14 protein-coding genes and 1 pseudogene are annotated in these 11,750 nt (G+C 66.3%); 3 read left to right on the top strand and 12 right to left on the bottom strand.

What is annotated here, in order from left to right:
- Positions 1 to 7: 7 nt before the first annotated feature.
- Genes WP12_RS03585 through pgsA form a run of 5 tightly spaced genes read right to left on the bottom strand, consistent with a single transcriptional unit; the run spans position 8 to position 2,490 of the window.
- Positions 8 to 694 carry an anti-sigma factor gene (locus tag WP12_RS03585; protein ID WP_046192397.1) on the bottom strand — a complete coding sequence of 229 codons (687 nt, stop codon included), beginning with the start codon at positions 692 to 694 and terminating at the stop codon, positions 8 to 10.
- Positions 687 to 1,220 carry a sigma-70 family RNA polymerase sigma factor gene (locus tag WP12_RS03580; protein WP_046192396.1) on the bottom strand — a complete coding sequence of 178 codons (534 nt, stop codon included), beginning with the start codon at positions 1,218 to 1,220 and terminating at the stop codon, positions 687 to 689. The genes WP12_RS03585 and WP12_RS03580 overlap by 8 nt, the downstream gene beginning before the upstream one ends.
- Complete coding sequence (locus WP12_RS03575; protein ID WP_046192395.1) at positions 1,217 to 1,675, bottom strand: molybdenum cofactor biosynthesis protein MoaE; 459 nt, start codon at positions 1,673 to 1,675, stop codon at positions 1,217 to 1,219. The genes WP12_RS03580 and WP12_RS03575 overlap by 4 nt, the downstream gene beginning before the upstream one ends.
- Positions 1,672 to 1,929: a molybdopterin converting factor subunit 1 gene (moaD, locus tag WP12_RS03570; RefSeq protein WP_046192394.1), complete on the bottom strand. Its 258-nt coding sequence runs from the start codon at positions 1,927 to 1,929 to the stop codon at positions 1,672 to 1,674. Before moaD ends, WP12_RS03575 begins: the two co-directional genes overlap by 4 nt.
- 3 nt (positions 1,930 to 1,932) lie before the next feature.
- A complete protein-coding gene (gene pgsA / locus WP12_RS03565; protein WP_046192393.1) occupies positions 1,933 to 2,490 on the bottom strand; it encodes a CDP-diacylglycerol--glycerol-3-phosphate 3-phosphatidyltransferase in 558 nt (185 codons plus the stop codon).
- A gap of 311 nt (positions 2,491 to 2,801) precedes the next feature.
- On the opposite strand from pgsA, the gene WP12_RS03560 reads away from it, so the two are divergent.
- On the top strand, positions 2,802 to 4,067 hold the full coding sequence (locus tag WP12_RS03560; protein WP_046192392.1) for an MFS transporter: 1,266 nt from the start codon (positions 2,802 to 2,804) through the stop codon (positions 4,065 to 4,067).
- Between the two features lie 95 nt (positions 4,068 to 4,162).
- Here the strand turns inward: WP12_RS03560 and WP12_RS25200 are convergent, their stop codons facing one another.
- Complete coding sequence (locus WP12_RS25200; protein WP_160299140.1) at positions 4,163 to 4,315, bottom strand: hypothetical protein; 153 nt, start codon at positions 4,313 to 4,315, stop codon at positions 4,163 to 4,165.
- 43 nt (positions 4,316 to 4,358) lie between these two features.
- Entirely contained in the window at positions 4,359 to 4,817 is a 459-nt protein-coding gene (locus tag WP12_RS03555) for a DUF3185 family protein (RefSeq protein ID WP_046192391.1), read from the bottom strand.
- Between the two features lie 136 nt (positions 4,818 to 4,953).
- On the opposite strand from WP12_RS03555, the gene dinB reads away from it, so the two are divergent.
- Complete coding sequence (gene dinB, locus WP12_RS03550; protein ID WP_200894450.1) at positions 4,954 to 6,078, top strand: DNA polymerase IV; 1,125 nt, start codon at positions 4,954 to 4,956, stop codon at positions 6,076 to 6,078.
- Between the two features lie 35 nt (positions 6,079 to 6,113).
- Positions 6,114 to 6,776, top strand: a complete 663-nt coding sequence (locus tag WP12_RS03545; RefSeq protein WP_046192389.1) for a DsbA family oxidoreductase — start codon at positions 6,114 to 6,116, stop codon at positions 6,774 to 6,776.
- On the opposite strand, the gene WP12_RS03540 is transcribed toward WP12_RS03545, so the two are convergent.
- The 5 genes and pseudogenes from WP12_RS03540 to rpe all read right to left on the bottom strand — a co-directional run bounded on the left by WP12_RS03540 (position 6,773) and on the right by rpe (position 11,703).
- Positions 6,773 to 8,239, bottom strand: a complete 1,467-nt coding sequence (locus WP12_RS03540; protein WP_235398939.1) for an O-linked N-acetylglucosamine transferase, SPINDLY family protein — start codon at positions 8,237 to 8,239, stop codon at positions 6,773 to 6,775. The genes WP12_RS03545 and WP12_RS03540 overlap by 4 nt on opposite strands.
- Positions 8,240 to 8,313: 74 nt before the next feature.
- A pseudogene (locus WP12_RS25690) lies at positions 8,314 to 8,676 on the bottom strand (tetratricopeptide repeat protein); the annotation flags it as partial.
- 5 nt (positions 8,677 to 8,681) lie between these two features.
- Positions 8,682 to 9,206, bottom strand: coding sequence for a glycine cleavage system protein R (locus tag WP12_RS03530; protein ID WP_046192432.1), 525 nt, complete (start codon positions 9,204 to 9,206; stop codon positions 8,682 to 8,684).
- Positions 9,207 to 9,302: 96 nt separating this feature from the next.
- Complete coding sequence (locus WP12_RS03525; RefSeq protein ID WP_046192387.1) at positions 9,303 to 11,030, bottom strand: heparinase II/III family protein; 1,728 nt, start codon at positions 11,028 to 11,030, stop codon at positions 9,303 to 9,305.
- Between the two features lie 10 nt (positions 11,031 to 11,040).
- Positions 11,041 to 11,703 (bottom strand): ribulose-phosphate 3-epimerase, encoded by a 663-nt coding sequence (rpe, locus tag WP12_RS03520; protein WP_046192386.1) that lies wholly within the window; start codon positions 11,701 to 11,703, stop codon positions 11,041 to 11,043.
- Between the last annotated feature and the right edge of the window lie 47 nt (positions 11,704 to 11,750).

Below are 11,750 nucleotides of genomic sequence, written 5' to 3'. Positions count from 1 at the left end.
CGCGCGGTCAGCTTGTCGGCAGGGTGATCATCTGCCCCGAATATATCACCGGTCCGGTCGGCAGGCCGGTCGGGGAGCCGCCTTTCGGTTCGACCGATACCGCGATCGTCATCTGCTGCCGCATGTCGAGCGCCATCCGGTCGAGGGCGGTCGCGCCTTCGTCGTGCATCAGGCCGATTGATTTCGGCGCGGCCTTGCCCGCGATCACCCACAATTCCATGCTGTGCCCAGGGCGTGGCGAGACGTTGACAGGGGTGACGCGCATCTTCTTCGTCCCCGGATCATAGGTGACGAGCAGGGCGGGCGCGCCGCCGCTTTCGCTGAGCGCCGCGACTGACTGGAACAGCGGCTGTTGCGCGGCGACGGGTTGCGTCGCCGGCCTGGGCGGCGGGCGCAGCGCCAGCCCCGATGTCACCAGCGCGACCAGCGCGGCGGCGGCGGTCGCGACCTGCCAGCGGCGGACGCGATTATCGTTGGCGGCGGTGCTGCCAGCCTCGATTGCCGGCCACAGCGTCGCGGGCGCGGCGACATCGGGCACGGCGAGCAGGAGCGGGGATAGCCGCTGCTGCCAGGTGGCGACCGCCGCCACCGCCGCCGGATCGGTCAGCAACCGTCGCTGAAAGGCGCGGCGTTCGGCCTCGTCGAGCGTGCCGAGCACATATTCGCCGGCAAGCATGTCGATGTCGTCAGCCATCGAGGCAGCCCTTCAGCCGGGCGAGGCCGCGGTGCAGCCAGCTCTTGATCGTGCCGGTGGGATGGCCGAGCCTTTCGGCCAGTTCCTCGCGGCTCTCGCCATTGAGATAGGCGGCGAGGATCAGTGCGCGCTGATCGGGATCGAGCCGGTCGAGACAGGCGCGCAGCGCCGCCCTGTCCTCGGCCGAAGCCCCTGCCGCCGGATCGCCCATCGCGTCAAAATCGAAATCGTCGTCGCGCACGCGCCCGCCTGGCCGCTCACGGCGGCGCAGGTCGATCGCGACGTTACGGGCGATCGTCGCCGCCCAGGTGATCGGGCTGCCCCGGCGGGCATCATAGCCCGCGGCGTTGCGCCAGATCTTCGCATAAGCATCCTGCATTGCGTCTTCCGCCAAAGACCTTTCGGGCAAGATACGCAGGACCACGCCGAAAAGTTTTGCCGATGTCCGCTGGTAGAAGCGCGCAAAGGCGGCACGGTCGCCGTCGGCCACCGCGAACAGCAACTCGGGAAGCTCTTCGACGCTCATCCTTTCATGCTCCAGCGCGCGGCGGCCTCATCATCGGCGGCGCGCGCCTCGACCCAATGGCTGGCGCCGTCCGCGAAATGCTCCTTCTTCCAGAAAGGAGCGCGGGTTTTGAGCCAGTCGATCAAAAAAGCCGTCGCCTCCAGCGCGGCGGCGCGGTGCGGTGAGGCGGCGGCGACCAGCACAATCCGGTCGCCGGGCACGAGCCGGCCATGGCGGTGGATCGCGGTGACGCCCAGCAGCGGCCAGCGTGCGGCGGCCTGTTCGGCGATGCTGGTCATCATCGCGAGGGTGATGCCGGGATGATGTTCGAGTTCGAGTGCGGTCAGCCCGCCGCCGCCGCGCACCACGCCGGTGAAACTGGCGACTCCGCCGCCGCCCAGCGCTTCGAGCCGGGCAAGCTCGCCGCCGATGTCGATGTCGGCGGTATCGACCCGGATGTGGAAGTCGGCGCTCATCCGCCCGTCACCGGCGGAAACAGCGCGATCTCGCGCGCGCCGACGATCGGGGTATCGGGATCGGCGAAATCGCTGCCGATCGCGGCACGGACCCGGGCACGATCGGCAAATGCCTCGGCATGGCCCGCGCCGCGCGACGCAAGCCAGCCGACCAGATCGGCGATGGTTCCAACCTCGGGGGGTGGGGTGACCGTCTCGGCGCTCAGGCCGATCGCCTCGCGTATCCCGGCGAAATAGAGGATATCGATCGGCACGGTTCAGTCCATGTGCCGGATGCCGACGCGCAGATAGTCCCAGCCGGTGACCAGCGTCAGCACCGCCGCCGCCCACAGGCTGAACAGTCCGGTCTGCTCGATCCAGCCCCAGTCGGGCAGCGCATTGCCGAGGATGATCGCGCCGAGCGAGATGATCTGGAAGGTCGTCTTCCACTTGGCGAGTTGGCTTACGGGCAGCGACACCTGAATGCCCGCGAGGAATTCGCGCAGCCCCGACACCGCGATCTCGCGCAGCAGGATGATCAGCGCGGCGATCGTCGCATAGCCCGAGACGTCGCGGGTGAAGACCAGCATCAGGATCACCGCCGCGATCATGATCTTGTCGGCGATCGGATCGAGGAAGACGCCGAGTTTCGACACGGTGCCCTGCGCGCGCGCTAGATAGCCGTCGAAATAATCGGTTATCGCCATCAGCGCATAGAGGCTGAACGCCATCGCATAATCGAAACGGCTCGGCTCGGGCACGGGCCAGAGCAGGAAGACGAGGATGGGCACCGCGAGGATGCGCGACAGGGTGAGAATGTTCGGCAGCGTCAACATCTGAGCAAGCTTTAGAGCCTGATCGTTTCAGGTGGAAGCGGTTTGCGCTTCCACCTGAAACGTGGATCGGGGCCCATCAATCATTCGACCTTGATTCACGTTTCGGGCTGATTCAGCCCGAATGATCAACGTCTGGCGCGGGAACGGCGCGGTAGGAAAGCCTTGGCTCCCGTCCCGTCCCGACGGCCGATGGTCCGAACTGTCATCGAAGCGACATTACGGGGCGTTATCGGCTTGGACCTTGTCGCAGCTATCGGCTATGGGGACGCCCAACTAATGCCGATAACGGTCCAAAAGGCGAAAATCCCCGCATGACCCCGTCTTTCCGGCTTCTCGCCAAGCGCCGGTTCCTGCCGCTGTTCGTCACCCAGTTCCTGGGGGCCTTCAACGACAACCTGTTCCGCACCGCGATGATCATGCTGGTGATTTACCGCATCTATAACGATCCGGCGCAGGAGGCGGCCTTCTCGGCGGTGGCCGGCGGACTGTTCATCCTGCCGTTCTTCCTGTTCTCGGCATTGGCTGGGCAGCTTGCCGATTGCCACGATAAGGCACGGATCATCCGCATCGTGAAAACGGCGGAAATCGCCATCATGATCGTCGGCGCCGCGGGGCTGGTCCTGCACAATATCCCACTGATGCTGCTCGCGCTGCTGTCGATGGGCGCGCACTCGACTTTCTTCGGTCCGATCAAATATGCGATCCTGCCGCAGCATCTCCAAGAGGATCAGGTGCTGCCCGGCACCGGCCTGGTCGAGGCGGGCACGTATATCGCGATCCTCGCCGGCACCATCGTCGGCGGCATCGTCACCGCCGAACATGCCGCGGTCGGCGTTCTCATCGTTGCTTGCATCGGCTGGCTGTCGGGGCGGCAGGTGCCCCCGGCGCCGCCGCTGGTCCAGGATGCGGGTGTCGATTTCCACATCGTCCGCTCGTCGATAAAGCTGGTGTCGGACACGATGCACGTCCGCCGGCTGTTCCTCGCGATCCTTGCGATCAGCTTTTTCTGGGCGCAGGGCGCTATCCTCGCCGCGCAATTCCCACCGCTGGTCAAAAATGTGCTGGGCTCCGATCAGTCGGTTGCGACCCTGTTCCTCGCAGTCTTCTCGGTGGGGGTCGCGATCGGTTCGGTGGCCGTGAACCGGATCCTCAGCGGCGCGGTGTCGGCGCGCTGCTCGCCGATAGCCGCGCTGGTGATGGGCGCTTTCGTCTGCGACCTGTGGTGGACAGCGCATTACTGGCCCGCGCCATCCGGTCCCTTGGTTGAACTGAGCGGCTTCCTCTCGCTACCCGGCGCGTATCGCGTGCTGATCGACCTGCTGGGGATTGCGATCGCGGGCGGCATGTTCGTCGTGCCGCTCTATGCCTTCCTGACCACGACCGTCGCCAAGTCGCAGACCGCGCGCACCGTGGCGGCGAACAATATCGTCAATTCGGGGGCTATGGTCGGCGCGACCTTGCTGCTGGCCGGACTGGTCCATGTCGGCGTGTCGGTTGCCGAAACGCTGCTGATGGTCGCGGTGGCGAGCATTGGCGCTGCCTATCTGGCGTGGTTGCTGCACAAGGCGTGTGATTGAGACGGCATCTCCGTCCTGCCGAAGGCGGGGCTCTAAGGCGCTAGTCCTCCTTGCGGCACGAGATGCCAGCCTGCGCTGGCATGACAAATGGCTCGTCAGCCCGGTATCACCGCACTGAAGGCGATCACGCCAAAGATATAGGCGAGCAGAAACAGGCGCAGGTCATAACGCCATTTCTCGCTGGTGGGGTCGAATCGCATATCGCTAAAATGAAGGATGGCGACACGGCTGTGAAGCCGCATCGCCATCCACTCCCGCTAGCCCCGTCCCGCACGGGGACATGCGGCAGGATTATCCGTTGATCGCAACCGAGTCGACCGGGGTCGACGCCGGCGTAGCCGCGTCCGAGCTGTTGGCGCGACCTCGGAATTTGGTGATGTTGTCACGCGCCTGATCGATGCGCTCATGCGCCATCGTCGACAGGTCGTCGGCGGCCTTCTTGATACGCTCGCCGCTGGACGAGGCGACATCGCGCAGCCTGTCGCGGTTCATGAAGATTGCCACACCCGCCGCGACGAGACCGGCGATGACGCCGGCGGCGATCGACATGGTCGTGCGGTCGGTCGGCACATTCTTGATCGCGCGGGTCGCGCGGGTGCGGGCCGAGCGGACGGCGGTCTTCGCCTCGTCGGTGAGTGCCTGGGCGCGCGTCGTGCGCGCCGTCGTGGCAGCGGTGGCGCTGCGCTTGCGTGGGGTGCGCTTGGCGGTGGTGGTCGAGCGCTTCCGAGTCGTCGTGCCGGTAGTAGCCATGATCGCCTTCTCCTATCGAGGATATTGGATTTGCACGAGAAACGCCGTGCTGATTGCAGGGTTCCGTCCAGGGGCCTGATATGCGTTAAAACGCGCGCTGGCGTGGCCGGGCGCTCTGTTGTATCTGCTTTGTTCCATGGATCGACCCGATCAGGCGCCCGAATGGGATGGCGCGGCCGAAGGCGGCCGCAAGATCATCCATATCGATATGGACGCCTTCTACGCCTCGGTCGAGCAGCGCGACGATCCGGCGCTGCGCGGCAAGCCGGTCGCGGTGGGCGGCACCCGCGAGCGCGGGGTGGTGGCGGCCGCCAGCTATGAAGCGCGTAAATATGGCGTGCGCTCGGCGATGGCGTCGGCGGTGGCGCGGCGGCAATGCCCGGACCTGATCTTCGTGCGTCCGCGCTTCGAGGTCTATCGCGAGGTTTCGCGCCAGATCCAGGCGATCTTCGCCGACTATACCGATCTGGTCGAGCCGCTGTCGCTCGACGAGGCCTATCTCGACGTCACCCAGAATCATCAGGGCATCGCCACCGCGACCGGGGTGGCGCGCGCGATCCGCGAACGCATTCGCGCGGAGACGGGGCTGACCGCCTCGGCGGGCGTTTCCTATAACAAGTTCATCGCCAAGATCGCTTCCGACCATAATAAGCCCGACGGACTGTGCGTTGTCCGCCCGGAACAGGGGCTCGCCTTCATCGCGCGGCTGGCGGTGGGGCGCTTTCACGGCGTCGGTCCGGTGACGGCGACGCGGATGGAAAAGCTCGGCATCCATAGCGGCGCCGATTTGCGGCGGTGTAGCCGCGAATTTCTGGCGCAGCAGTTCGGTAAGTCGGGCGATTATTTCTATCTCGCCGCGCGAGGGATCGATCATCGCCCGGTGCGTTCCGATCGGGTGCGCAAGTCGATCGGGTCGGAGAACACTTTCTTCCAGGACCTGTTCAGCCATGAGGACCTCGCCGCCGCGCTGGCCGAATCGAGCGAGACGGTGGCGCGCCATGCCGAGCGGACGGGCAAGTCGGGGCGCACCGTGTCGATCAAGCTGCGCTATGCCGATTTCCGCACGCTGACCCGTGCGCGCACGCTGCCCGCGCCGATCGCCGATGCGGCGCGCATCACCGAAGTGGCGCTGGCGCTGCTTGCGCCGCTCGAGCCCGTCGAGCTGGGGGTGCGCCTGCTCGGCGTGACCCTGTCGAGTCTGGGCGAGTGCGAGGAGGAGCTGGTCGTTACCGCCGAGCAACTGGCCCTCGCGCTCGAATAGGTGTAATCGGCGGACATAAGAGAGAGGGTGCCGCCATGCCCAAATCCATCAAGATCGACTTCGTGTCGGATGTCTCCTGCCCGTGGTGCGTCGTCGGCCTGCGCGGTCTGGAAATCGCGCTCGAACGGACGAGCGACATCGTCCGCGCCGACATCCGCTTCCAACCCTTCGAGCTTAATCCAACGATGGCGAAGGAGGGCGAGAATGTCGGCGAGCATGTCGCGCGCAAATATGGATCGACCGTCGAACAGTCGCTCGCCGCGCGCGCGATGATCCGCGACCGCGCCGCCGAGGTGGGCTTCGCGATCAACTTCACCGACGACAGCCGAATCTACAACACCTTCGATGCCCACCGCCTGCTCCACTGGGCCGGAGTCGAGGGCAGTGGACACCAGCAGGCGCTCAAGCACTGCCTGTTCGAACTCTATTTCAGCGAGCAGCGCGATCCGTCCGATCATGAGGTGCTGCTGGAGGCGGTCGCCGATGCGGGGCTCGACCGTGCGGCGGCGGACGAGATACTGTCATCCGATATCTATGCCGAGGAAATCCGACAGGCCGAGCATTTCTGGCAGAGCCGGGGCATTCATTCGGTGCCCGCAATCGTGATCAACGACCGCTATCTGATATCGGGTGGGCAGCCGTCCGACGCCTTCGAAAAGGCGTTGCGCAATATCGCGGCGGAACTGGCGGAGGCCTAGGGCGCGATCTCGATATGATCGGGCGCGAGGCCTTCGGCATGGCGGCGATAGGCTTCGACATATCCCTGCTCGACATGCCGGGTGTGACGCGCTGAATCGAACAGCGGCGCGGTTAGCCGTCGCGCCGCAAGTCTGGCGCGGATCGCGGCCAGCTTCTCAGGATGGGTTGCGAGATCGAGGGCGAGCCGCTCATAATCCCCTTCATCGTCAGTGATCAGGTCCGGCAGGCCCACCGCGTTCAACAGGCTGCCGGCGACGCGCGCGGAGAAGCTCTCGCCCAGCTTCGTGACGATCGGCAGGCCGCCCCACAGTGCATCGCTGGCGGTGGTGTGGGCGTTGAACGCGAACGTATCGAGAAACATATCGGCGAGACGCTGGCGGGCGAGATGTTCAGCCGGGGGCAGTTTGTCGGCGAAGATCAGCCGGGCGGGATCGATGCCGCGCCTTGCCGCCTCGTTCGCCAGATTGGCTTCGGCCCAGCGATTGGCGCGCAGCAGCCACAGCACGCTGCCCTCGACCTTGCCGAGCAGCCGCATCCAGATGTCGAACACGTCGGCGCTGATCTTGTAGCTGTTGTTGAAGCAGGCGAAGACGAAGGCGTTTTCGGGCAGGGCCATATCGGTGCGGGTGACGGGTCCATCGGCGATCGCGCGCCGATCGTCACTCGCCATATAGCTATACGGCAAGGTGATGATCTTTTCCGAATAGGCACCGCGCAGCCGTGCAGGGATCACGACGGGATCTGCGATGATATAGTCGATGAAGTCGGCCCCCATCGTTCCCGGATAGCCGAGATAGTTGATCTGCACCGGCGCCGGGCGGAACGCGAAAATGCCTGATCGCGTTCCTGTCGTATAACCCTTCAGGTCGATCGCGATATCGATCGCATCGCCCCGGGCCAGTTCAGCTACCTCGCGGTCTCCCAGATGCCGGACGTCGCGGAAGACCTCCACCGCGCCGCGCAGCCGCCGCCGCATTTCATCGTCCTGATCGGGGCCGTAGCTATAGGCGTGAACCGCGAAACGGTCGCGATCGTGCAGTTCGAACAGCCGCGCCATCAGATACAGGGTGGCATGATTGTGAAAGTCAGCCGAAAAATAACCGATTCGCAATCGTCCGGCCATATGCGGCGGGCGCGGCAGCGGGGGTGATGGCGGCATCGGGGTGGCCCGATAGGTCTCCGCCACCAGCCGCTCCGAACGGGCGCGGTGCCGCGCCGGATGGTCATCCAGCGCAAACATCATGAACGGTGGGACGGCGGCACTCTCGACGCCGAGTCGAGGAATCCCTGCCCTGTCGGCGGCGATCCCTTCCCAGTCGCAGATATGCGCTTCGAGATCGAGCTTGTGCGCCCGCGCCGCGGCATAGTCGGGCGCGATGGCCAGCGCGCGGCGATAGCAATCCAGCGCTTCGTCATAGCGATACATGCCGCGCAGCAGATTGCCGAGATTGTTGTACGCCACGGCATGATCGGGATTGAGCGGATCACCGCGCGATAGGAGGACATCGCAGACTCCGGCCGTCCCGCATTGCGCAGCGTCTCCGCGAGCGCGAAATGCCCCGCCTCATGATCGGGCCGGATCGCGAGCGCCGCCGCATAGGCCGTCGCCGCTGTTGCATATTGCCCGGTCATGGCAAGCGCCGCACCGAGATTATGATGCGATTCGGCATCGCCGGGCTGGAGAGCGGCTGCCTGCCGGAAACAGGCGACCGCCTCCGCCCCTTCGCCGAGCCGTGCGTGAGCGATGCCCAGCAGCTTCTGGAGGAAGGCCGAGCCGGGATGGTCGGCATCGAGCCGCCGGCCTTCGTCGAGCAGGTCGCGATGACGGCCCTGCCGTTCCAGCTGAAGAAGCGCGTCGATGCGCTCGCGGGGCGGCGCGGCGCGGGCGGGCCCCGTCACGGCCGTCAGGCGGTCTCGGGGCGCACGGTGAAATCGACCATGATTTCGCCCGAGATACGCTCGAGCGCCTCGCGCACCTGATCGGTCGAAACCCCGGCGGGGACGAGCAGTTTCGCGTTGGCGCGGAACAGTGGGGCGCCGGACCAGGCGCTGTCTTCGATCGCGGTGGTGAAATCCTCGATGTTGACGTCGAGCCCGGCGAGTACGGTCGTCACTTCGCGGACGATGCCCGGCCGGTCCTGTCCGACGATCTCGATTCCGAAGGGCTGGCCCCGGCGCTCATCGGCCGCGGCCGATGGCACGATCGCGACATTGAGGCCGACCGCATCGATCGCCCGCGCCGCAGCCTCCAACTCACCGAGCCGGTCGGCAGGCAGCTCGACCAGCACCGACCCGACATATTTTCCGCCGAGCCGCGACAGATGGCTTTCCAGCCAGTTGCCACCCGCCGCGAACACCGCATCGGCAATCGCCCGGGTGAGCCCGGGCCGGTCGCTGCCGACCACGGTCAGGATTACCGATTGATTCATCGCATCATCTCCATTGCCCAATGGTGCGCGGATTCTTATTCGCCCGCAAGGATACAGCCCGAACCCGTCATGACGACGGGGGAAGGGCGGCCCTCGTCAGGCCGACCGCGCCAGGATCCATGTCACCTCGATCCCCTCGGGCGGGGCGGGGCCGGTGATCACCAGCTGGCGCGTCGTCTGCGGGCGGCCGCGCGAGTCGATCCACAGGCTGTCCTCGACGCCCACCTCGCCGCCGATCGCGCGGAAACGCCACAGCGCGCCCTCGGCGATGCGGAGCAGCGCACCCGCGCCGTCGGCCGTCGCCGATACCTCGACGCCGGGTGCGAGGTGGAAGCGGATTGCATAGTCGACTATCTTGCCGCGCGCGCGACGCCCTTCGGGGATGAGCACGTCCTGCCCGCGCACCTCGCCGCCGCCCGGCGCCATCGCGATCTTGCGGCGATGGGACAAGCCATAGCGGCGGACATAGCCGTCATGGCGCATCTCGATGCTGCTGCCCTGAAAATCCTCCTGCCGATCGATCTCGACTTCGGTCACGCCCTTGCCGAGCGAACCGTCGGGATGGATCGCGGTCGAATTGCTGTCGTCGAGGATCAGTGTCGAGTGCGCGGCGGTGCTGCGCAGCGCATTGGCAAGTTCGGGATGGAGCGCATTGTTCGCGCCGCGCCCGCCGCCACAGTTGACGATCAGCCGATAGGGACCGTCAGACATCTCGATCGCAAGCGTGGAGGCGCAGGCCTGGCTCGCGAAGCGCGAGATAGGTGGCGGGGCGGCATCCACGACGATGCGGCTATGCCCCATCTGAAGCCGCTGATAACCCCATTCGCGCGACTGCCGCAGCGGCCGGGTGCGGATGCCCGAGGCGGTGACGACGGCGTCGACCCGCCCGCCGTCGATCGGCGCTGATCCCTGCCAGCTCGACAGCCCGCCATCACCGAGCGTCAGCCCGAGCAGCGGCGGCACCGCTCTCGTCAGCGCGTCGGCGAGGGCGGCGGCGGGCCGTTGACCGCGCATATCATAATATCTGCGCAGCATCGCGAGCAGAGCGACGAGGTCCATCTGTTCGATCGGCGAGCGGCTGACGATTCCGCCGTCGCCGTGCAGGGCGGCGTCGAGCGCGCGGGCCAGCCCCTTCTCGCCATGAAGCTGGCGCAGTTCGCCGCCCGGTATCAGCAGCCCGGCCCCGACCACCCCGGCCCAGGCGGCGACGCGGGCGAGCCCCGGCGCAGCCTTGTCGGCGCTGCGATCGAGATGCCTGGCGCCCCGGCTGAGGGCGTTGAGCACCGGTCCGCGCAGATCGTCGGCGGTCATGATCAGCGGCGCGTGGCAGCCCCAGAACAATATCCGCCGGCCCCACAGGTCGGGCCGCCACGCCGTTTCGTGGACCTGCTTGCCGAACGCATCGATCCAGCGGCGGGTGAGGATTTCGGCGATCGGCGCGACCCGCTGGCGCGGGCCCGCCGCGCTCAGGTCGCGCAGCCAGGCGAAGCTCTGGAGATGATCGGAGAAGGCGGCCGAGATATCGCGCGGGCGAAAGTCGTAACTTTCGATCGCGACGCTCTCGCCCAGCCACAATATCTCACCGTCGAGCATCGCGCCGCCGAGGCGAACCATCCCTTCGATCGGATCGGGCGGCACGTCGTACAGCTTGAGCGGATAGCGGCCCCGCAGGCGTAGTCCATGGACTGGCGTGCGCCAGGCGAGTTCGTGCAGGCGGCCGGACAGGCGTTCGGCGAGCGAGCGGCTCTTGTCATGCTCGACGCGGATGAGGCGCCGGCCGGGCTCGACCGTATCGTCGAAGCCGGAACCGCCCGCGTCGCTCATTCCGAGCCGCTCACGCCTGCTTCAGGCCGGCGATATTGCTTGCATAGGCGGCCGGGCCGCCCTTGAAAGTGGCGGTGCCCGCGACGAGCACATTCGCGCCGGCGGCGATCACGCGCGGCGCGGTCTTCGCGTCGACGCCGCCGTCGACCTCCAGGTCGATATGCTTGCCCGTCTTGTCGATCATCTTGCGGATCGCCTCGATCTTGCGCAGCTGGCTTTCGATGAAGCTCTGCCCGCCGAAGCCGGGGTTGACGCTCATCACCAGCACAAGGTCGATTTCCTCGATGATATAGTCGAGCGTCTTGGCCGGGGTGGCGGGGTTGAGCGAGACGCCCGCTTTCTTGCCGAGCGCCTTGATCCGCTGGATGGTGCGGTGGAGATGCGGGCCCGCCTCCTGATGGACGGTGATGATGTCGGCCCCGGCATTGGCGAAATCTTCCAGGAAGCTATCGACCGGGGAAATCATCAGATGAACGTCGAACGGCCGGGTGGTGTGCGGGCGCAGCGCTTTCACCACCATCGGACCGATCGTGATGTTGGGCACGAAATGTCCGTCCATCACGTCGACGTGAATCCAGTCGGCCCCCGCCGCGTCGATGGCGCGGACCTCCTCGCCCAGTCGGGCGAAGTCGGCGGAGAGGATGGACGGGGCGATGAGGACGGGGCTGTTCATGATCGCCTCGGATTAGCGGGGTGGGGGAAGGTGGGCAAGGTAACTTG

The organism is Sphingomonas sp. SRS2 (genome assembly GCF_000971055.1).
Lineage (GTDB): Bacteria > Pseudomonadota > Alphaproteobacteria > Sphingomonadales > Sphingomonadaceae > Rhizorhabdus.
Note: the sequence above shows the minus strand (reverse complement) of the source record. Positions and strands in the feature narration are given on the sequence as shown.